At 59.9% G+C, this 19,057-nt stretch carries 22 protein-coding genes; 10 read left to right on the top strand and 12 right to left on the bottom strand.

Annotated features, from left to right (window positions below; translation table 11 throughout):
• Position 1: 1 nt before the first annotated feature.
• The 5 genes from J7394_RS13645 to J7394_RS13625 all read left to right on the top strand — a co-directional run bounded on the left by J7394_RS13645 (position 2) and on the right by J7394_RS13625 (position 5,075).
• Positions 2-1,117 (top strand): hypothetical protein, encoded by a 1,116-nt coding sequence (locus J7394_RS13645; protein ID WP_209253752.1) that lies wholly within the window; start codon positions 2-4, stop codon positions 1,115-1,117.
• Positions 1,118-1,243: 126 nt separating this feature from the next.
• Entirely contained in the window at positions 1,244-2,287 is a 1,044-nt protein-coding gene (locus tag J7394_RS13640) for an ABC transporter ATP-binding protein (RefSeq protein WP_247748213.1), read from the top strand.
• A gap of 111 nt (positions 2,288-2,398) precedes the next feature.
• Positions 2,399-3,181, top strand: a complete 783-nt coding sequence (gene surE, locus J7394_RS13635) for a 5'/3'-nucleotidase SurE (protein WP_209253750.1) — start codon at positions 2,399-2,401, stop codon at positions 3,179-3,181.
• Positions 3,178-3,828: a protein-L-isoaspartate(D-aspartate) O-methyltransferase gene (locus tag J7394_RS13630; RefSeq protein WP_170373891.1), complete on the top strand. Its 651-nt coding sequence runs from the start codon at positions 3,178-3,180 to the stop codon at positions 3,826-3,828. The genes surE and J7394_RS13630 overlap by 4 nt, the downstream gene beginning before the upstream one ends.
• A 65-nt stretch (positions 3,829-3,893) precedes the next feature.
• Positions 3,894-5,075: a peptidoglycan DD-metalloendopeptidase family protein gene (locus J7394_RS13625; protein ID WP_209253748.1), complete on the top strand. Its 1,182-nt coding sequence runs from the start codon at positions 3,894-3,896 to the stop codon at positions 5,073-5,075.
• A gap of 63 nt (positions 5,076-5,138) precedes the next feature.
• Here J7394_RS13625 and J7394_RS13620 read toward each other — a convergent pair whose 3' ends face one another.
• Together J7394_RS13620 and J7394_RS13615 are read right to left on the bottom strand one after the other, a co-directional pair.
• Entirely contained in the window at positions 5,139-5,810 is a 672-nt protein-coding gene (locus tag J7394_RS13620) for a YafY family protein (protein ID WP_209253746.1), read from the bottom strand.
• A gap of 21 nt (positions 5,811-5,831) precedes the next feature.
• Positions 5,832-6,134: a hypothetical protein gene (locus J7394_RS13615; RefSeq protein WP_209253744.1), complete on the bottom strand. Its 303-nt coding sequence runs from the start codon at positions 6,132-6,134 to the stop codon at positions 5,832-5,834.
• 218 nt (positions 6,135-6,352) lie between these two features.
• Here J7394_RS13615 and J7394_RS13610 point away from each other — a divergent pair, with 218 nt between their 5' ends.
• The 4 genes from J7394_RS13610 (at position 6,353) to J7394_RS13595 (ending at position 8,970) form a co-directional block, all read left to right on the top strand.
• Positions 6,353-6,568, top strand: coding sequence for a twin-arginine translocase TatA/TatE family subunit (locus J7394_RS13610; RefSeq protein WP_170373887.1), 216 nt, complete (start codon positions 6,353-6,355; stop codon positions 6,566-6,568).
• Between the two features lie 6 nt (positions 6,569-6,574).
• On the top strand, positions 6,575-7,033 hold the full coding sequence (gene tatB / locus J7394_RS13605) for a Sec-independent protein translocase protein TatB (RefSeq protein WP_209253742.1): 459 nt from the start codon (positions 6,575-6,577) through the stop codon (positions 7,031-7,033).
• Positions 7,030-7,905, top strand: coding sequence for a twin-arginine translocase subunit TatC (gene tatC, locus J7394_RS13600; RefSeq protein WP_209253739.1), 876 nt, complete (start codon positions 7,030-7,032; stop codon positions 7,903-7,905). Before tatB ends, tatC begins: the two co-directional genes overlap by 4 nt.
• 222 nt (positions 7,906-8,127) lie before the next feature.
• Positions 8,128-8,970, top strand: a complete 843-nt coding sequence (locus J7394_RS13595; RefSeq protein ID WP_209253737.1) for an ATP-binding protein — start codon at positions 8,128-8,130, stop codon at positions 8,968-8,970.
• Positions 8,971-9,029: 59 nt separating this feature from the next.
• Here J7394_RS13595 and J7394_RS13590 read toward each other — a convergent pair whose 3' ends face one another.
• The 7 genes from J7394_RS13590 to J7394_RS13560 all read right to left on the bottom strand — a co-directional run bounded on the left by J7394_RS13590 (position 9,030) and on the right by J7394_RS13560 (position 15,836).
• Entirely contained in the window at positions 9,030-9,686 is a 657-nt protein-coding gene (locus tag J7394_RS13590; RefSeq protein ID WP_209253735.1) for an SDR family oxidoreductase, read from the bottom strand.
• A gap of 42 nt (positions 9,687-9,728) precedes the next feature.
• Positions 9,729-9,977 (bottom strand): hypothetical protein, encoded by a 249-nt coding sequence (locus tag J7394_RS13585; RefSeq protein WP_170373882.1) that lies wholly within the window; start codon positions 9,975-9,977, stop codon positions 9,729-9,731.
• A 234-nt stretch (positions 9,978-10,211) separates the two neighbouring features.
• Complete coding sequence (gene purF / locus J7394_RS13580; RefSeq protein WP_209253733.1) at positions 10,212-11,735, bottom strand: amidophosphoribosyltransferase; 1,524 nt, start codon at positions 11,733-11,735, stop codon at positions 10,212-10,214.
• Positions 11,736-12,335: 600 nt separating this feature from the next.
• On the bottom strand, positions 12,336-12,926 hold the full coding sequence (locus J7394_RS13575; protein ID WP_170641868.1) for a CvpA family protein: 591 nt from the start codon (positions 12,924-12,926) through the stop codon (positions 12,336-12,338).
• A gap of 40 nt (positions 12,927-12,966) precedes the next feature.
• Complete coding sequence (gene radA, locus J7394_RS13570) at positions 12,967-14,331, bottom strand: DNA repair protein RadA (protein WP_170483608.1); 1,365 nt, start codon at positions 14,329-14,331, stop codon at positions 12,967-12,969.
• Positions 14,332-14,451: 120 nt separating this feature from the next.
• Positions 14,452-15,171, bottom strand: a complete 720-nt coding sequence (locus tag J7394_RS13565) for a DNA repair protein (RefSeq protein WP_247748212.1) — start codon at positions 15,169-15,171, stop codon at positions 14,452-14,454.
• A gap of 218 nt (positions 15,172-15,389) precedes the next feature.
• Positions 15,390-15,836 (bottom strand): paraquat-inducible protein A, encoded by a 447-nt coding sequence (locus tag J7394_RS13560; protein ID WP_170638573.1) that lies wholly within the window; start codon positions 15,834-15,836, stop codon positions 15,390-15,392.
• Between the two features lie 103 nt (positions 15,837-15,939).
• Here J7394_RS13560 and J7394_RS13555 point away from each other — a divergent pair, with 103 nt between their 5' ends.
• Entirely contained in the window at positions 15,940-16,368 is a 429-nt protein-coding gene (locus J7394_RS13555; protein WP_209253727.1) for a thioesterase family protein, read from the top strand.
• Here J7394_RS13555 and J7394_RS13550 read toward each other — a convergent pair.
• The 3 genes from J7394_RS13550 to alr are packed head-to-tail and all read right to left on the bottom strand — an operon-like array spanning position 16,365 to position 18,921.
• Positions 16,365-17,111 carry an ABC transporter ATP-binding protein gene (locus J7394_RS13550; protein ID WP_170764502.1) on the bottom strand — a complete coding sequence of 249 codons (747 nt, stop codon included), beginning with the start codon at positions 17,109-17,111 and terminating at the stop codon, positions 16,365-16,367. The two genes, J7394_RS13555 and J7394_RS13550, sit on opposite strands and share 4 nt — an antisense overlap.
• On the bottom strand, positions 17,108-17,890 hold the full coding sequence (locus J7394_RS13545) for an ABC transporter permease (RefSeq protein ID WP_209253725.1): 783 nt from the start codon (positions 17,888-17,890) through the stop codon (positions 17,108-17,110). The genes J7394_RS13550 and J7394_RS13545 overlap by 4 nt, the downstream gene beginning before the upstream one ends.
• Positions 17,887-18,921, bottom strand: a complete 1,035-nt coding sequence (alr, locus tag J7394_RS13540; protein ID WP_209253723.1) for an alanine racemase — start codon at positions 18,919-18,921, stop codon at positions 17,887-17,889. Before alr ends, J7394_RS13545 begins: the two co-directional genes overlap by 4 nt.
• Positions 18,922-19,057 lie beyond the last annotated feature (136 nt).

The raw sequence follows: 19,057 nt of genomic DNA, 5'->3' as shown, positions 1-19,057 counted from the left end.
AATGGCACAGAATTTCTCTCTGAAGGACCAATTGTTCAACATGGAAAAGACCCGCTATCTGGCGGGTTTGTTCCACGTGGCGGACCCGGAATTCGACGCCGAGGCGTTCGAAGCGCAGGTCATGTCGCGCCTGTTGGACTTGGAACTGAAAGAGAGAATGGCCTGGATCGCCGATTGCCTCCAGCAATCCTTTCCAGGCAATTTGCCATCGGTTGCGCCGGTGATCCTGCGCGCCTTGCCGCCGCCATTGGATCCCAGCAAGACAGATGATGATTTCGGCGATTTCATCTTTGCGCCGCTTGGGGATTGGGTTGTCGCGGTAGGGTCCGAGCATCCAGAGCTGGCGTTGGATGTTCTGGAGGAGCTGACTCAACGCTTTTCGATGGAATGGGCGATCCGTCCGTTCCTGAACAGCCACCCCGATCTGGTCTTGGCTCGGATGCAGCGTTGGAGCCAACACGACAGCTATCATGTGCGCCGTCTGGTCAGCGAGGGCACACGGCCCCGTTTGCCATGGGGGCAGGTGGTGGGTCTTGCGCTGACCGACCCCTTGCCTTTGCTGGATGAACTGCATCGGGACAAAACACGCTATGTGACGCGCTCGGTTGCGAACCATCTGAACGATATTACCAAAAAGGACCCCGATCTGGTTCTGGACTGCCTGCAGCGCTGGCGCGAAGCGGGTGAGCAAGAAGAGGCAGAGCTGGAGTGGATGATCTCTCATACCCTGCGTGGGCTTGTGAAGGCGGGGTATCCGGGGGCGATGAAGATGCTGGGTTATGACCCGGACGCGGACGTCACTGCAGATATTTCAGTGGACGGCGAGGCCCGGATCAATGGTGCTTTGGCGTTCTCGGTCGATTTGAAAGGGTCTGCTGATCAACCGGTTTTGGTGGATTATATCATTCACTTTCAACGCCCTAACGGAAAAACCTCGGCCAAGGTTCACAAGCTGAAACAGGCCGCGCTGAAGAACGGCGCGTTGCGTCTGGACAAACGTCACAAGCTCAAAGGCAATGCGACCACGTTCAAACTGGTGCCCGGCGCGCATCGGCTTGAGGTTCAGGTGAACGGAAAAATCCGCGCCGGTGTCGATTTCGAGCTGCTTGCGGAATAGCTGATCCCTTGCGCCGGACGGGCGGGGTTGCTATCCCCGCTCAAGCCCGATGGAATTGATCGGGAAAGGCAACAGGACCCATCTGTGACAGGCAACGCAACTCCTCCTCGTTTGGAAATTCGCAATATGATCCGCCGGTTCGAAGGCCGGGTTGTGGTGGATGACGTCTCGCTCACGGTCGAGGCGGGGCGGGTGACCTGCCTGCTTGGGCCGTCCGGCTGCGGCAAATCCACAACCTTGCGGATGATCGCCGGGGTCGAGATGCAGGACTCGGGCGAGATCTATGTCGACGGCAAACTGATCTGCGACACGGTGTTCCGTGTCCCACCTGAACGCCGCGAGATTGGGTTGATGTTTCAGGACTTTGCCCTGTTCCCGCATCTCAGCGTGGCCGACAATGTGAGTTTCGGCCTGAAAGGCAGTAAGGATCAGAAGCGCGCCCGGGTTGAGGAACTGCTGACCAAAGTCGATCTGATGCGATTTATCGACGGGTTCCCGCATCAACTGTCCGGCGGAGAACAGCAGAGGGTGGCTTTGGCGCGCGCTCTGGCCCCGCGCCCCAGGATCATGCTGATGGACGAGCCGTTCTCGGGCCTCGACAACCGTCTGCGCGACGGTATCCGGGACGAAACGCTTGCGATCCTGAAAGAGGAAGACGCCGCCGTTCTGCTGGTCACCCATGAGCCGGAAGAGGCCATGCGCATGGCCGATGAGATCGCCTTGATGCGGGGCGGCAAGATCGTGCAGCAAGGCGCGCCCTACAACGTCTACACGCGGCCAGCGGACAAGGCAGCCGTCGCATTCTTCAGTGATGTCAACGTTTTGCAGGCGCAAGTGAATGGTGCCTTGGCCGAGACCCCGTTCGGACAATTCCTGGCGCCGGGCTTTCCGGACGGTACCGATGTCGAGATCGTTTTCCGCCCCCAACATCTCCGGCTGGATTTCGACCGAAACGGCAAAGGGCCTTTGCCCACGGCCACAGACGGCGTCGCGGCGCGCGGCGTGGTTGAGCGGGCCCGGTTCCTGGGCAATGAAAGCCTGGTCGAGTTTCGGATGGACTATGACGGCTCGATCCTCAAGGCGACCGTTCCGAACGTGTTTGTCCCCGCGCCTGGGCGGGCGATGTGGCTGACCATCCGACGCGACCGCTGTTTCGTTTTCCCTAGATAGAGCGCAATTTACCCGCAAGTGGTGCGCGAAAGCCGCAGATTGCGGGCCTGCATTGCTTGCCGCAACGCGGGGTCGGGTCTATCAAGGGCGAAACGCGGGGGTGGGACGGTCATGCGTATTCTGATTACCAATGATGATGGCATCAATGCGCCGGGGCTGATCACGCTTCAGGCGATTGCAAAGGATCTGGCCGGGCCAGACGGCGAGGTCTGGGTCGTGGCCCCGGCCTTCGAGCAATCCGGTGTCGGTCATTGCATCAGCTACACCCATCCGATGATGGTCGCCAAACTGGATGAGCGGCGATTTGCGGCCGAAGGCTCTCCGGCGGATTGTGTGTTGGCGGGGCTGCATGACGTGATGAAGGACTGCCCGCCCGATCTGGTGTTGTCTGGGGTGAACCGGGGCAACAACTCGGCGGAAAACACGCTCTATTCCGGCACCATTGGCGGCGCGATGGAGGCCGCTTTGCAGGGTGTGCCGGCCATTGCCCTGTCGCAGTATTTCGGCCCGCGCAATCTGGGGCTCGAGGATCCGTTCGAGGCCGCCAGTCGCTTTGGCGCTGATCTGGTACGCCGCATTCTGGACGCGACGCCCACAGAACAGGGCGATTACCGCCTGTTCTACAATGTGAATTTTCCACCCGTTCCCGCCGATGAGGTTCTGGGCACGCGAGTTGCCCCGCAAGGGTTCCGCCGCGATACGCATTTCTCGGTCGAGCCGCACAGCTCGCCCTCGGGGCGGCGGTTTCTGTGGATCAAGGGCGGGTATCAGCACAACCCGACCGCGCCGGGCACGGATGCGGCGGTCAATCTGGAAGGCTATATCTCGGTCACGCCGATGCGCGCGGATCTGACCGCGCATGACACGCTAGAGGCATTGAAGTCGATCGAATGAGTGGACTGGACCCAGAAACCGTCATGCAGTTCCTGTTCGCCTTGCGAAAGCGAGGCGTGACCGATGCGCGTGTCCTCGCCGCGATGGAGGCGGTCGACCGGGGGCGCTTCGTCACCGGTCTGTTCGCCGACCGCGCCTATGAGGATATGCCGCTGCCCATCGCCTGTGGTCAGACGATCAGCCAGCCCTCGGTGGTGGGGTTAATGACACAGGCGCTGGATGTGCGTCCGCGAGACACTGTTCTCGAGATCGGGACCGGGTCGGGGTATCAGGCGGCGATTTTGGCGAAACTGGCGCGGCGCGTTTACACGGTTGAACGGCATAGGCGGCTTGTCAGCGAGACCGGCAAGCTGTTTGCCGAACTGGGGCTGACCAATGTCACGTCGATGCTGTCGGATGGTTCGTTCGGTTTGCCGGAGCAGGCCCCCTTTGATCGGATCATCGTGACCGCAGCAGCCGAGGACCCGCCGGGCCCGCTCTTGGCGCAGCTGAAAATCGGGGGTATCATGGTGCTACCCGTCGGGCAGTCGGATGCGGTGCAGCAGTTGATCAAGGTGACGCGCACCGAGACCGGATTGGACTATGATGAATTGACGTCGGTTCGGTTCGTGCCGCTGCTCGAAGGGCTTGGCAAGGACGAGACGTAACAGGTTTTTTTGGAATGGATCGCCGGAACCCCGGATAACAGGGGCAGGTGTTGAGGACAAAAGTCATGAGAGCAGTTACCAAATCAACGATGCGCCGTTGTGCGACCGGAGTTGCCGCTCTGGCCATTCTGGCCGGGTGCGAAGGGCCGTTGGACTACGACCTGCGCGGACAACTCGGCGGGTTTTCCACCACGGATGCGGCGCAATCCGCAACCACCAGCCGCCCCGCACCCGATGCGCGCGGGGTGATCACTTATCCGAATTATCAGGTAGCCGTGGCGCGCCGGGGCGATACAGTGCGCGATGTGGCGGCTCGGGTCGGCCTGCCGGAAGGTGAGCTGTCGCGGTTCAACGGCTTGCAGACAACCGACACGCTGCGCGAGGGTGAGGTTCTGGCCCTGCCGCGATCCGTAGGGGCATCAAGCGGTGTGGATATTGCCTCAATCGCTGGAAACGCGATTGATCAGGCCCCGGATACGGGCGGGGTGCAGACGACGGTGCTGAAGCCGGTCGAACCGGCGCCAACGCCTGCACCGGTCGCCTCTGGTCCAGAGCCGCTGCGCCACAAGGTGAAGCGGGGCGAGACGGCCTTTACCATCTCGCGTCTCTATCAGGTTCCGGTTGAGGCTTTGGGCGAATGGAACGGGTTGGGCCCGGATTTCGCCATTCGTGAGGGGCAGTATCTGTTAATCCCGGTGAAGAACCAGGCCGCGCCGCGTCAGGCGGCGGCTGCGGCTCCGGTCGCTGCGACAGAGGTGACGCAGCCGGGGCAGGGATCTCCGACACCGACACCGCCGAGTGCGACCCAGCCCCTCCCGGATGAGCAGGTCGCGCCTTTGGCCGAGGCGCCCGAAGCCCCGGATGTCACAGCCGAAGCGCCCACCAGAAGTTCTAGCTCTTCCGCGCTGTCCTTGCCGGTCGCGGGCAACATTATCCGGACCTATGACAAGGGTAAGAACGAAGGCATCGACATCGCGGCCGCGCCGGGCACGTCGGTCACCGCAGCCGAGGCAGGCACCGTGGCCGCGATTACCGCAGATGCCGATCAGGTTCCGATCATCGTTGTGAAGCATAACAATGACTTGCTGACAGTTTATGCCAATGTCGAGGATATCACCGTCAAGAAAGGTGATCGCGTGCGGCGGGGGCAGAAACTGGCGGAACTTCGCGGCGGCGACAATGCTTATGTGCATTTCGAAGTCCGCAAAGGGTTCGAGTCGGTTGATCCTGAGCCTTATCTGAGGTGATCAGAATGGCCCGTTCCGGGCCATGCCTCCGGCGGGGATATTTTTGGCCAGATGAAGGGCGGATCACTCGTTTGGATCGAAGTCGCTCAGGCGTTTTCCCGGCTCGTCTGTGAAAAGTTCGGGCAGGGGTGTGACGGTTTCGATCAGGTCGATGCGAAAAACGCGAAAGCCGTTGCGCAGCTCGCACCATGCGGTGAGGGTCCAGACGCGGCCCCAATACTCCATATGGAGGGGGCGGATGGTGCGTTCGGTCAAGGTGCCGTCGATGCGGCGGTAGGACAGGTGCAGCTTCTGACGGGTTTTGATGGCGGCGCGGAGTGGGGCCATATGTGCCAATCCGCGCGCGGCGTCGGCGAAGGGGTAGACCGCAAATTTCCAAGTATCGGCCTCGGCCACGACCTGCGTGGGCAGGACGGCGTCGATCTTTTCCGCCAGAGACTCGGCTGCGGCTTTCAGGTCTGGGTCAGCTGCTTCGGCTACGATGGCCATCCCGAGGTTCAGCGCCTCAAGCTCGGCCGTGGTTAGGTTGAGTGGGGGAAGAGTGATCTGCTCGCGCACCATGTAACCCACGCCGCGTTCGCCTTCGACGGGAACGCCCGAGGCGACCAGAGTGTCCATGTCGCGATAGATCGTGCGGACCGAAACCTCGAGCCGGTCCGCGATGTCCTGCGCGCGGTGTAGTTTACCGTCGCGCAGGATTTGAATGATGTCGAACAGGCGATCAGTCCGGCGCATGATACGCCGTTCTGACCTGTGTCAGGTCATGTTCCATAACACTGCCTCATGCCGCATCTGCAGGCTTTCGGGGTTGATGGCCGCCATCAGGGCCGGTGCAAACTCCTGTTGCGGGAATTCTGCAGCCGCCGTCTGAGCAGCGTTCATATCTTGCCAAACGACATAGTCCGTCCAGCGGCCGTCTTCCCCATGGCTGAGGTGGCGGTGGGCAAAGCCGGGTGCTGCGCGCACGAAGCTCTCGGTCGATTGGCTGAGTTTGACGAAGGCCTCGGGTGAGGTGCCCTCGGCCAGGGTGAAGGTGACGATTTCGGCGACATGGGTCATGTGTTTCTCCGTTGACCAGGTTGCGATACCGCTGTCCTAGCCCGTTACAACTGACATAAACCTGTCAGTTGAGAAAAGCGAGGGCCATGAATCCGCAAGATCACATCAAATTTGCCGCCAGAATTGGCTCGATCACCTTTTGAGAACGCGGCTTGCCGCGTAAACACGGGGTCAGAAAAGGGTTCAGGCGCAGTGCGCCTTTGTGAAGGAGAATAAACATGCTCAACAATATCGGACTTCCCGGCCTGCTGCTGATCGCTGTTGTGGTGCTGGTGCTGTTTGGCCGCGGAAAAATCAGTTCGCTGATGGGTGAGGTTGGCAAGGGCATCACGTCGTTCAAGAAAGGCGTCAAGGAAGGCGCGGACGAGCTGGAGCAGGATGCAGCCGAGGTGGCCAAGGACGTCACGCCCGAAACCGAGAAAGACAAGGTCTAAACCCGGATGTTTGATCTGGGCTGGACCGAGCTTCTGGTTATCGGCATCGTTGCCCTGATTGTGGTGGGGCCAAAAGACCTGCCCGTGCTGTTTCGCAATGTCGGGCGGTTTGTCGGCAAGGCCCGTGGGATGGCGCGCGAATTCACCAGCGCTATGAACGAGGCTGCCGATCAGGCGGGTGTGAACGAGATCAAGAAAGGCCTGAACGCGACCACGAATCCCGTGAACAGCGCGATGGACGGTGTGAAAAAGGCCGCTCAGGATCTGAGCAGTAGCATCGACCCGACCAAGTTCGATCCTGAAAGCGAAACGGGCAAGCTGGCGGCTGAACGTGCTGAACAGGCCAAGAAGATTCAAGCCACCTCCGCCCGCGCCACTGCCGAGCGCAAGGCCAAAGAAGCCGCTGATGCGCTGGCCAAGGCCGAAGAGGCCGAAGCAGCGCTGAACACTGAGAACAAGACATGAGCAAGACCGACGAAATCGAAGACAGCTCGGCGCCGCTGATCGAGCATCTGGCCGAATTGCGCACACGGCTCATTCACTGCGTCGTGGCGTTTCTGATCGGTATGATCATCTGTTTCACGGTTGCGACGCCTCTTTTCAACTTCCTGACGCATCCTTTGTGTGAGGTGTTGAATGAGCGTGGGCAGGATTGCGGGCTGATCTTCATCTCGCCACAGGAAGGCTTCTTTGTTGCGATCAAGGTGTCGCTACTTGGGGGCTTCATTCTGGCGTTCCCCTATATCGGGATGCAGATGTGGCGCTTTGTTGCTCCGGGGCTTTATAGGTCTGAAAAGAACGCGTTCCTGCCGTTTATGTTGGCCTCGCCCTTCATGTTCCTGTTGGGGGCAAGCTTTGCCTTCTACGTCGTAACGCCGTTGGCCTATGACTTTTTCCTCGGGTTCCAGCAGTTCGGCGCTGAAGGTGAGGCCGTCGTGGATGGCGCCACCTCTGCACCGCTGAGCGTGGTGTTCCAAGGCTCCGCGCAGGAATACCTGAACCTGACAATCAAGTTCATCGTGGCCTTCGGGTTGTGTTTCCAACTGCCCGTGTTGCTGACGCTGATGGGCAAGGCAGGGCTGGTCACGGCTGAGGGGCTTGGCGGTGTCCGCAAATACGCGGTGGTTGCCATTCTGGTGCTTGCCGCGCTCGTGACCCCTCCCGACGTGATCACACAGATCATTTTGTTCGTGGTGGTCTACGGCCTTTATGAGGTGTCGATCTTCCTCGTCGCCCGGGTCGAGAAGAAGCGTGAAGAACAACTCCGCGCGGATGGCTACTATGATGATGAGGCCGAAGCGGATGTGGACCTGATGCAGGAAGAAGACGGGAAGTAATCTCTTGCTGTTTTCAAGACAGGCGCGCCATGACAGGCGCGCCTTTTTCCTTGGAACCCCTTGTTGCCAAAGGCTGAACGTGGTTTGACACCGTTGGATTAAAGCGTTTCGGGTTTTACCTGAATCGCCAAGTGACACGAATGTCCCGAGAACGCTGAAAGCGTGGCAGGGTATTCATGTCACAAGTTTAACCCGAAACGCTATACGACCCCGGAGGCCGCCATGGACACCCAAGCCCTGAACCGTATCGCCGACGCGCTAGAGCGGATGGCTCCAGCCCCACTGGCCGCTCCGGACTTCAATGCCGAGCCCGCTTTCGTCTGGCAGGTTGAGCCTGACCGGCTTGAGCCTGTCCCTCAGGTCAACCGCGTGGACCTGGATCTGTTAGTGGGTATTAACCGTTCGCGGGATACGCTGCTGGACAACACAAAGCGCTTTGCGGCGGGGTACAAGGCCAACAACGCGCTGCTCTGGGGCGCACGGGGGATGGGGAAATCCAGCCTCGTCAAGGCCGTCCACGGCACGCTGCAGACCGAGTATCCCGACCTGAAACTGGTCGAGCTTCAACGCGAAGACATGAGCTCGGTCGCGCGCCTGTTGAACCACCTGCGCGCAGCGCCGCACCGGTTCATCCTGTTCTGCGATGACCTGTCGTTTAGCCACGATGACCAACACTACAAATCGCTCAAGGCTGTGCTGGATGGCGGCATCGAAGGTCGCCCCGAAAACGTCGTTTTCTATGCCACCTCGAACCGCCGCCACCTGATGCCACGGGACATGATCGAGAACGAACGCTCCAGCGCTATCAACCCGTCTGAAGCGGTCGAAGAAAAGGTCTCACTGTCCGACCGGTTCGGGCTGTGGCTGGGCTTCCACCCCTGTGATCAGGACGAATACCTGGCCATGATCGAGCGTTACTGCGCTGCCTACAATGTGTCGGTCGACCCGGACACCCTGCGCGCGGAAGCCATCGAATGGCAGGCGACGCGCGGGTCGCGCTCGGGCCGCGTTGCGTGGCAATTCTTCGTCGATCTCGCCGGGCGCACCGGCGTCCATATCGCGTGATCCCAGCTTCATCTGGCTAAAAATATCCCCGCCGGAGGCATGGCCCAACGGGCCATTCCCTACAACAACGCCAGAATCCGAGCCGCTTCATCGGCTGTGCTGGTCAGCACATCGCGATCCTCACCGGGATGAAACCGCGCGCGTACGGCTGTCGGCATTGGGGCAGGCTCCACAATCGACACCTTGGGCCCAGTCCGTTCCGTCTCAACCTGCCAACTGCGCGCCAGAGCCATCTGGGCGGCCTTGGTGGCGCCGTAGATACCATAGAACTTCTCGCCCGCCTTGGGGTCATCAAAGAACACGGCATGCCCGGCCTCACCCAGCAAAGGTGTCACGTAAGGGATCAGAACCGAGGTGGCATTGGCGTTGGTGTTCATCGCCTTTGTCCACTCTTTGGGATCAACGAAATGCGCCGGTGTGAGGGCCGAGGTGTGGATGGCCGTATGCAGCCACAAATCCACTTTGCCCCAGCGGTCGTGAATGCCCCGGCATAGGGTGGCCATCGCGTTGGGATCGGTGATGTCCATGGGCGCAAGGGTGGCCGAACCGCCCTTGGCCTTGATCCGGTCGTCCAGTTCTTCCAGCCCGCCAGTGGTGCGGGCGACGGCGACGATGTGATACTCGGGGGCCAGTGCCTCGGCCAGGGCTGCGCCCAACCCGCGAGAGGCCCCGGTGACGAGGGCAATTTTGGTGGCAATATTGGTCTGATCGGTCATGGCAGCGGTTTGAACGCCCACGCGCAGGTCGTCAAGAGGGCGCTAGCCTCCCGGAATTCCAATCCGGCGGGTCTGGCCGCTTTGTCGCAGCATGATCCCGTGTTCATCAATGGCGACAACGGTGCCCGAGGCCACGCGGCTGCCTGGCTTGACCTCTTTCACACGCCCCGAAGACAGGCGCATCAACGCGCGCAGGTCGGCTTTCGGGCCAAAGACACCCAGAACCGAGACCGAATTTCTTTTCAACGCGCCCCTCTGCGTGGCCGCGCTTTTGACATTGGCATTTGGCATTTTCTGCGGCTCGAACCGGGTTCGACCCCCCCATCTGAGTGGATTGTGTGAGTGGTGGTGAATCGCTGCCTACCAAACTGCAGAGCAAATCAAAAGATCACCCCGCTCGCGTCAAATCACGGCGAGGTGAGAGGGCCGGAAGCCTTTGCAATCAGGCCATTCCTATCGGCAAAATCCAGCCAAAGCCGTGGCGATGCCCACGGCCTGCGTTGTTTTCTGATTCGCGTTGTCTCTTTAGCCAGACGCCAGTTTCGCCGCGTTCCACGACCCACCGACAACCTGCATATCTTCGCGCTTTTTGCTAACGCGCGTGCTGTTTTCGAGACTGTCGAGATAGTCACCGCTGACACTGCCGGTGATGTAGTTGCCGTCAAAGCAGGAACAGTCGAACGCCTCGATCTCGGGGTTGCCCTCCCTGGCGGCCCAGATCAGATCATCGAGGTTCTGGTAGAACAGAGCATCCGCACCCAGTTCTTCGCGAATCTCTTCGATCTCTTTGCCATTGGCGATCAACTCGTGCTTGGTGGGCATGTCGATGCCATAGACATTGGGGTATTTCACCGGGGGCGAGGCGCTGGCGATATAAACTTTCTTGGCGCCGGCCTCACGACACATCTGAACGATCTTCTTGATCGTATTTCCGCGCACGATCGAGTCGTCGATCAGCAGGACATTGTGATCCTTGAACTCGAGTGGAATGGCGTTCAGCTTGCGGCGAACGGATTTCTGCCGCTCTTCCTGACCGGGCATGATGAATGTCCGACCGACATAGCGGTTCTTCACCAGACCTTCGCGATAGGGAATGCCGGTGATCTTGGCGGCCTCAAGCGCCACGGGGCGGGCGCTGTCGGGGACGGGAATGATGCGGTCGATCTGAAGACCAGAGTCCTGAATCTGTTTTGCCAGCGTTTGCCCCATACGCATCTGGGTTTTGTAGACCGAGACTCCATCCAGAAGGGAATCCGGACGGGCGAGGTAGACATATTCGAAGATACAGGGCGTCAGCTTGCCTTCGACGGCCTGAAACTCGTGCATGTTGCCGTCCAGATCGATCAGGATGGCCTCGCCCGGGTTCAGGTCACGGATCTTGGTAAAGCCGTTGATGCCAAAGGCCACATCCTCGGAGGCGAAGGCGTAGTCATTGCCGTCGCCCTCGGTCTCACGAATTGCGACCGAAAGGGGACGAATGCCGTGCGGGTCGCGGAAGGCCAGCATGCCAACACCGGCGACAAGGCAGATGACCGAGTAAGCGCCTTGCACACGCTCCATCGTCATCTTCACGCCGGCAAAGATGTTGCGGATGGGTTCTGCGTTTCCGTTCACTTTGATCGCGTCGGCCACTTTGTCGGCCAGAACGTTCAGCAGGATCTCGGAATCTGAGGTGGTGCGCAGGTGACGGCTGTATTTACCGGTGACTTTTTCGCGCTGCTCAGCAGTGTTGGTGATGTTGCCGTTGTGGACCAGATAAATCCCGTAAGGCGCGTTGACGAAAAAGGGCTGCGCCTCGGACGCGCTGAGCGACCCAGCAGTGGGATAGCGCACATGGCCCATGCCGACCTTGCCCAGAAGCGTTTCGGCATCCGTCGCGTTGAACACGTCTTTGACCAAACCGTTGGCTTTTTTCTCGCGAAAGAACTCACCGTTATATGTGACGATCCCCGAGGCGTCCTGCCCCCGGTGCTGCAGCATCAACAGCCCGTCATAGATTTCCGCAAACACATCATGTGTCCGGCTTGCGATCCCCAAAATCCCACACATTTACGGGCTCCAATTACTATGACGTTTTGACGAGAGGGTTGAGTGACGGCCGGATAGGGAGGGGTCGTACCGTTCGCATCTTGCAGGCCAGACGGTGCATTATCACCGCATTGCAGGCAGATGAACATTGAAAGGACAAACCCGACAGCTCCGATTCCGTGGCAGTTTGGCCTCCACATACTGCCTTAGAACGCGGCTGTCATCAAAGGATCACATTTCTATAGGCCGCAGTTCCGATTTCTACAGTTGCGGCGTGGTGACATATGAATTCATTTGTGCTGACATATGCATAATTTCATCGCGGATCTTATCGGGGAGGGGGCCAGAATGTGGCAAGAACGCTCACCAAACAAGAAAGATGAGCCGCCCAAAAGGCGCTGCCATCGGTGCCGCGGCATGGGGCGTGCGCCGTGCCCGATCTGCAATGGCGCGGGTGAAGTGGTTAAAAGCCGAGATATTCTGGGCAAACCGATTTCCAGCCGCTGTGATGGCTGTTTCGGCTTGAAAACAAGCCGCTGTACGGTCTGCGGGGGTGAGGGTTTCGTTCAATGAAAAAAGCCCGGCGCGAGGCCGGGCTTTTCGATGAACTGTCTTTGTAAATTAGCTGTCGGTGGTTTCCGCAGCAGGTGCCGAGTCGCCTGCGGTGCAGCTGGCCACCAGCTCTTCGTATTGTGCCGTGACCCAACCCAGCGCGGCCTCGGGGTTTTGTTCTTCGATCTGGGTGCTGAACTGTTCGAACACCTTGGCCGAGCGGCTTTCGTCTACCAGAGTGTAGGACTGGCCGGTCATCACGGTGTCGTAGACAAAGAACGCGATCGCGACCAGCAGGATGCCCCGTGCGATGCCGAAGAAGAAGCCAAGCGCCTGATCCAAACCGCCTAAGGCTGACCGTTGCACCAGCGACGAAAACAGCGGCGTGAAAATGCTGACGATGATCAGGGCAATTGCAAACACGGCCGCAAAGCCGGTGATTACCGATAACTCGCAGCTGTCGCGCAGGAAGTCTCCGACCACCGGGATTTCTTTGACCAGCGGCACGGCCTGCGGTGCGAAGATGAACGCGAGGACAGCTGCTGCCACCCAGCCCGCGATGGCAAGAACCTCGCGCATGAAACCGCGCGAATAGGCCAGAATGCCTGACAGCACGATGATCAGGGCCACAACCCCGTCAATAATTGTAAAACCTTCCATGGCCCTCGCCTGTTCTTTTTCTGCCCTTCAGGGCCGGACTTTAACCTGCTCCGAAGGTTTCGCCAACAAACCCCACCAAATCAGAGGGTCGGGTGAGTGTCAGACCTGCCACAGTGCCGGTTTTGCCGCCCGCCGGAGCGATTGCCGATGTGAAACCAAGTTTTTGTGCTTCTTTCAACCTGTTTTCGGTCTGAGGGGCCGGTCTAAGTGCCCCGGACAGCGAGATTTCTCCGAAAACGACCGTATCAGCGGGCAGGGCGCTGTCTTCTCGTGCACTTAGTAACGCTGCGGCAACAGCCAGATCGGCGGCGGGTTCACTGACCTTCAGCCCTCCGGCCACGTTCAGATAGACGTCGAGACCCGCGAAGGGGATGCCGCAGCGGGCCTCAAGCACGGCGAGGATCATCGCCAGCCGCCCGCTGTCCCAACCGACGACGGTACGGCGGGGTTGCGAATGCGGTGACGGAGCGACGAGTGCCTGCAATTCCACCAAGACGGGGCGGGTGCCCTCGATCCCGGCAAAAACGGCCGAGCCGGGGCTGGGCGTGCCGCGTTCGGACAGGAACAGGGCCGAGGGGTTGGTGACCTGCGCCAACCCTTTGCCCGTCATCTCGAACACGCCAATCTCATCTGCGGGGCCGAAACGGTTCTTGACTGCGCGCAGGATACGGAACTGGTGGCCGCGTTCGCCTTCGAAATAGAGAACGGTGTCGACCATGTGTTCGACGACGCGCGGGCCTGCGATTTGGCCCTCTTTGGTGACATGACCAACCATCACGATCGAAACACCGTGTCGTTTCGCAAACGTGGTCAATTCATGCGCTGCAGCCCGGACTTGTGACACCGAGCCGGGCGCGCTGTCCACATTGTCGGCCCACATGGTCTGAATCGAGTCGATGATGGCGAGGCCGGGTTTTTCGGCCTCCAGCGTCGTCAGGATGTTGCGGAGATTGGTTTCCGCCGCCAGTTGCACCGGCGCGTCCTCGAGCCCCAGACGGCGGGCGCGCATACGGACCTGCGCGCTGGCTTCTTCCCCCGAGACATAAATGGTTTTGACGCCAGCGCGCGCGAACCGGGCGGCGGCTTGCAGTAGAAGGGTGGATTTGCCGATGCCGGGGTCTCCGCCCACTAGCAGGGCTGAGGCGGGGACAAGGCCGCCGCCCAGAACGCGGTCAAGCTCATCCACCCCGCTGAGTGTACGGGGTGGCGGGGTCTCCTCGGTCGACAAGTCCGTGAGTGCAATGGACTGGCCCCGCTTGCCGCCGAGGGATTTCTTTGCCGGGCCCGCCGACAGGGGCACGTCCTGAGTAATCGTGTTCCATTCGCCGCAGGCGTCGCACCGCCCGGACCATCTTGTATGTGTCGCACCGCAGGCCGAACAGGAGAAAGAAGTCGTCTTTGCCATGAGGCCTTTGGTGCCCGAGGATGGGCGGTTCTTCAAGCCCTTGCGGGCTTTCATCTCCGCCAGTGGCGCGCCGCGTCCTCAGGCCCTGCGGGCCATCGGGTGCGGCGTGCGCTGACGCGCCTATTCTGCTGCGCGAGGGGGCGACATTGCGACCACGCTGGAGGCGCTTGGGTCGCTGCCGTCGGGTGGTGTCTGCAATTGCGCTGAAAGTTCGGGCAATAGTTCGAACAGCTCATCCCGCAGGCGCGACAGTTGGGATTTGGCGATGGACTCCTCGATCTCGATATCGCGGGTCCATTGGCTGAGTTCATGCAGGATGGTCTGGGCGTCCTCGATCCGTTGCTGGAACAGTTCGACCTCTTCCTGCCGCTGTTTCAGGAACATCTGGGCGCGTTCGACCCTCTCGTTGCCATAGGTTTCGGCCAGTTCGTGGCTGATCTGGCTCATCTGAGCGGCGGTTTCCAGGATCTCAGGTTCTAACGCCTGAAGGTCGGGATGGTCGCGCAGAAAGGCCATACGTTCCTTGACTGCATCGAATTCCGAGGCCAGAGCGAAAACGCCGCTACGGTCCGCGGCATGGGCGACCTGATAGGCCTCGACGATATCGTGCATGTTCAGCGAAAACTTCCTGTGCGCGTTCTCGAGCGCCATCATCCGGGCGCTGGAGGGCAGGTAGAAACCCAGCATGAGAATCAGGCAGGTCAGGCCGATCTGAACAAAAATGCCAGCGTCGATCACGCCGGCCTGGCCGAATCCGGCCTGAAGAGACAGCCAGGGCAAAACCCCCAGCGCCGAAAGTGAGGTTGCAACCACCGCGCCGAGGGCTGCGACGCAGATCATGAAAAAAGTCAGTCTTAAAAAGGCATTCTGAAATTGCAATGTAATGTTGTTGAGGGCGGGCATGGTCGTCCATCTCCTTCTCAAACCGATACAAATCGGGCCGAAGCGGAGGACATATCAAACACGCAAGGTGATCCTCTGCGGACCCGTACACACTAGAACTTTGCTGCTCGAAATATAAAGATGATACTTAGAAATGTGTTTTCAATCAACACGGTCTAAGCTTTTCGTGAAGTGGATGTCATCTCGGTAATATATCCCAGCGCGATCGAGGCCAGAATGCAGCCGGTGAACAGGTAGAGGCCCCAGGCCGTCTCGATGGTCGCGTAAGAGATCCCCTTGGCCAGCGTAATGTAGAGCGCGATGAGGAAGATATCAGCCATGGCGAGCTTGCCCAGGATGTTCAGCGCGGGTTGGACGCGGGCATCCAGCAGGTCCCATTGGATCAAGGCGGTGCCGATGGTTTTGATGTAGGGCGCAAAGAGGGCGAAGACGGTGACGACCAGCGCGAGGAAGATGTCGGATTTCCACAGGGATTGGAGGCCGGTGATGACGCTGATTTCGGAAAGGCCGAAGATTGGTAGCAGGCCCGCGCGCATCAGTGGGGCGAACCAAGCGATCGGGTAGAGGATCAGGAGGGAGAGGGTAGCGAGGCGGAGGGTCATTGGCTGTGCGTCTCGGCGAGATTTCAGATTTTGCGGCGATGTTTTGTTATGGTTAACTTAAACCAGTACTCGCCACTGAGTTATTTTTAGACGGGGAGGAACGATGTCGGGTTTTGTGGCCTACAAGTCAATTGTCGATCCATCGGATTGTGATTTTCTGGGGCATATGAATGTGTCCAAGTATTTTGCTGCATGCTCGGATTCCGTTTTTGCGTTGCAGGCAGAGCTGGGGCTTACGGCCGAAGACATGCGTTCGGGGCGAAAGCTATCCTTTGCGGTGGTCCATGCAGACAGCAATTTTCTTGCGGAATTGAGGGCTGGCGAAGCGATCCAGATGGAAAGCGAAATCCTGGAGATGGGAACGAAATCCATGACCTTCAGCCACAAACTAATTCGAGTTGCGGATGGTGAAACGACATTTTCCACTGTTTTCAAATGCGTTTTGCTCAACCTGCAGACAAGGCGCGCAGAAGCTATTCCGCAGGACGTTATTGAACGTTCGACTAAGTGGATGGCAAAGAGCGAAGATTAACGCACCGCCTCAATCGGCCCCTCTGCGCTTCCGCTGATGAATTGCTCCAGATACGGATCGCCCGAGGCATCCATCTGACCCACAGGCCCAGTCCACTGGATCACCCCGTCATGCAGCATCGCCACGTTGTCGGCAATTGCGCGGACGGAGGTCATGTCGTGTGTGATGGTCATGGCGGTTGCGCCCATCTCGGTCACGATCTCGCGGATCAGATCGTTGATGACGCCGGACATGATCGGGTCCAAACCGGTTGTGGGTTCGTCGAAAAAGATAATCTCGGGCTCGGCGGCGATGGCGCGGGCGAGGCCAACGCGTTTTTGCATCCCGCCCGACAGCTCGGACGGAAAACGGTCGGCGACGTTGGATTTCAGACCCACGCGGCGGAGTTTCTCGATGGCGATCTCGCGCGCCTCTTCCGTGGGGCGTTTCAGCGAACCACGCAGCAGGCGGAAGGCCACGTTCTGCCAGACGGGCAGCGAGTCAAACAGGGCCGCGCCCTGAAACAACATGCCAAAGCGCGCCAGGAATGCGTCGCGGTCGCCCTTGCTGGCGTCCTTGCCGTCGACATAGATCATACCGCTGTCGGGCTTGATTAGGCCGAGGATACATTTCAGCGCGACCGATTTGCCCGTGCCGGACCCTCCGATGATCACCATCGAAGTGCCCTTGGGGATCTCAAGGTTCATGCCTTGCAGCACGTGGTTGTCATCAAAGGACTTTTTGACGTTCTCCATCCGGATCATAGCGAGAAGAACACTCCTGTCAGAACGAAGTTGGCGGCGAGGATCAGCACGGCTGCGGCCTCGACCGAGCCTTTGGTGGCGCGGCCCACGCCCTGGGCACCTCGGCCCGAGTTCATGCCGTAGTAACAGCCCATGATGGCCGCGATCAGGCCGAAGGCTGCCCCTTTGACAAGGGATGAGACGATGTCGCGGGCCTCAAGGAAGTTGACCGTGTTTTGCAGATAGGCGGCCGGGTTGAACCCAAGGTTTTGTGTCGCCACCGTATAGCCGCCCATGATGCCGATGATGTCTCCGATACCGACAAGGATCGGCACCGTGATCAGTGCCGCCAGCACGCGCGGAGCGGTGAGGTATTTCATCGGATGGGTCGACAGGGTGACCAGCGCGTCAATCTGCTCGGTCACTTTCATCGTGGCGATTTCGGCAGCGATGGAGGAGGTTACGCGGGCGGCGATCATCAGGCCGACCAGCACCGGGCCAAGCTCTCGCACCATGCCGATGGCAACGATCTGAGGGACCACGGCCTCGGCATTGAACCGCGCGCCGCCTGCGTAGATCTGCAGGGCCAGCGCGCCTCCGGTAAAGATGGCGGTCAGGCCGACCACGGGCAGCGACAGCCAGCCGATATTCAACAACGCCATCGCGATCTCGCGCGGGTAGTAGGGTGGGCGCAGGATATGCGACAGCGAGTCCAGAGCGAACAAGGTCACGCGCCCAAATGCGGCCAGCAGGGTCAGAACTGCGCGGCCCAACCCACCCAGCAGAGTCAGCGGGTTCATTCCACGTACCCTCGTGAATAACGGCGGCCCATTGAGGTTAGGATTTCATAACCGATTGTACCGGCGGCCTCGGCCAGATCATCGACGGTCTGATGACCGTTCAGGATGCGCAGTTTCTCGGGCTCAAAGCCCAGATCGGTGACGTCGATGGTGATCAGATCCATCGAGATGCGGCCGACGACCGGGCAGGGTTGGTTTCCTGCAAAGGCGTCTATACCGCCGCCGATAGCACGGTGCAGGCCGTCGGCATACCCGGCTGTGACGGTGGCGATCTTCGACGGGCGACGTGCCGTCCAGCTGTTGCCATAGCCTACGGTTTCTCCGACCGCGACGTCGCGCACCTGCACGACTGGCAGATCGACGGTGACGACGGGCTTGGCCTCGGCAAAGGGCATCCCGCCGTAAAGGCCGATGCCCGGGCGGCAGAAGTCAAAGTGGAATTCAGGCCCCAGCAAAGTGCCTCCGGTCGCTGCCAGAGACCGCGGGGCCGTCATCCCGTCGGTCATCCCGCGAAACGCGGACAGCTGCTGCTTGTTCATCGGGTGATCCGGCTCATCCGCGCAGGCCAGATGAGACATCACAACCGCCGGGTTCAACGCCTCGGCCTGAGGACGCAACTCGGCCCAGTCGGCGGGTTCCAGCCCCAGACGGTTCATGCCGCTGTCGAGTTGAATGCCAAAGCTGTGGCCGGGCAGGGCCTGTTGGTGGCGTTGGAATTGCTGACCTGAGTTCAGCAGCGGCGTCAGGTCGTGATCGCGCAGCAGCTCGGTATCGCCTTCCATATGGCCCGAGAACACGGCGACCATCGGCCCCGGCCCGACAGCGCGGCGGACGGCGGCGCCCTCTTCGGCAACGGCCACAAAGAACTTGCGAACGCCTTCTTCGGCCAGGGTTGCTGCCACGGGTTCGGCCCCCAGGCCATAGCCGTCAGCTTTCACAACGGCGCCGGTTTCGACATCCGTTTTCGCGTCAAGCGCCCGCCAATTGCTGGCAAGCGCCTGAAGATTGATGGTCAAACGTGCGGTACTCATGATGCTGTTCATGACACTGGATCGGGTCAGGTCAAGAGGGGATCGTACATAACCTGTCAGGAAAACCCGCAAGATAGGCGGCATACGGCCATCTGCCGCAGGAATTTGGGCGGGTTTGAGGGGCTTTTGATTGGCA

The sequence above is a fragment of the Ruegeria sp. R13_0 genome (assembly GCF_017743995.1).
In the GTDB taxonomy this organism is placed as follows: domain Bacteria; phylum Pseudomonadota; class Alphaproteobacteria; order Rhodobacterales; family Rhodobacteraceae; genus Ruegeria.
This window is presented reverse-complemented; position numbering and strand designations above follow the sequence as displayed.

Bases quoted from the DNA above. Each gene is read 5' to 3' on its own strand.
- J7394_RS13645 (WP_209253752.1), top strand. From the start codon at position 2: ATGGCACAGAATTTCTCTCTGAAGGACCAATTGTTCAACATGGAAAAG.
- J7394_RS13640 (WP_247748213.1), top strand. From the start codon at position 1,244: ATGATCCGCCGGTTCGAAGGCCGGGTTGTGGTGGATGACGTCTCGCTC.
- surE (WP_209253750.1), top strand. From the start codon at position 2,399: ATGCGTATTCTGATTACCAATGATGATGGCATCAATGCGCCGGGGCTG.
- J7394_RS13630 (WP_170373891.1), top strand. From the start codon at position 3,178: ATGAGTGGACTGGACCCAGAAACCGTCATGCAGTTCCTGTTCGCCTTG.
- J7394_RS13625 (WP_209253748.1), top strand. From the start codon at position 3,894: ATGAGAGCAGTTACCAAATCAACGATGCGCCGTTGTGCGACCGGAGTT.
- J7394_RS13620 (WP_209253746.1), bottom strand. From the start codon at position 5,810: ATGCGCCGGACTGATCGCCTGTTCGACATCATTCAAATCCTGCGCGAC.
- J7394_RS13615 (WP_209253744.1), bottom strand. From the start codon at position 6,134: ATGACCCATGTCGCCGAAATCGTCACCTTCACCCTGGCCGAGGGCACC.
- J7394_RS13610 (WP_170373887.1), top strand. From the start codon at position 6,353: ATGCTCAACAATATCGGACTTCCCGGCCTGCTGCTGATCGCTGTTGTG.
- tatB (WP_209253742.1), top strand. From the start codon at position 6,575: ATGTTTGATCTGGGCTGGACCGAGCTTCTGGTTATCGGCATCGTTGCC.
- tatC (WP_209253739.1), top strand. From the start codon at position 7,030: ATGAGCAAGACCGACGAAATCGAAGACAGCTCGGCGCCGCTGATCGAG.
- J7394_RS13595 (WP_209253737.1), top strand. From the start codon at position 8,128: ATGGACACCCAAGCCCTGAACCGTATCGCCGACGCGCTAGAGCGGATG.
- J7394_RS13590 (WP_209253735.1), bottom strand. From the start codon at position 9,686: ATGACCGATCAGACCAATATTGCCACCAAAATTGCCCTCGTCACCGGG.
- J7394_RS13585 (WP_170373882.1), bottom strand. From the start codon at position 9,977: ATGCCAAATGCCAATGTCAAAAGCGCGGCCACGCAGAGGGGCGCGTTG.
- purF (WP_209253733.1), bottom strand. From the start codon at position 11,735: ATGTGTGGGATTTTGGGGATCGCAAGCCGGACACATGATGTGTTTGCG.
- J7394_RS13575 (WP_170641868.1), bottom strand. From the start codon at position 12,926: ATGGAAGGTTTTACAATTATTGACGGGGTTGTGGCCCTGATCATCGTG.
- radA (WP_170483608.1), bottom strand. From the start codon at position 14,331: ATGGCAAAGACGACTTCTTTCTCCTGTTCGGCCTGCGGTGCGACACAT.
- J7394_RS13565 (WP_247748212.1), bottom strand. From the start codon at position 15,171: ATGATCTGCGTCGCAGCCCTCGGCGCGGTGGTTGCAACCTCACTTTCG.
- J7394_RS13560 (WP_170638573.1), bottom strand. From the start codon at position 15,836: ATGACCCTCCGCCTCGCTACCCTCTCCCTCCTGATCCTCTACCCGATC.
- J7394_RS13555 (WP_209253727.1), top strand. From the start codon at position 15,940: ATGTCGGGTTTTGTGGCCTACAAGTCAATTGTCGATCCATCGGATTGT.
- J7394_RS13550 (WP_170764502.1), bottom strand. From the start codon at position 17,111: ATGATCCGGATGGAGAACGTCAAAAAGTCCTTTGATGACAACCACGTG.
- J7394_RS13545 (WP_209253725.1), bottom strand. From the start codon at position 17,890: ATGAACCCGCTGACTCTGCTGGGTGGGTTGGGCCGCGCAGTTCTGACC.
- alr (WP_209253723.1), bottom strand. From the start codon at position 18,921: ATGAGTACCGCACGTTTGACCATCAATCTTCAGGCGCTTGCCAGCAAT.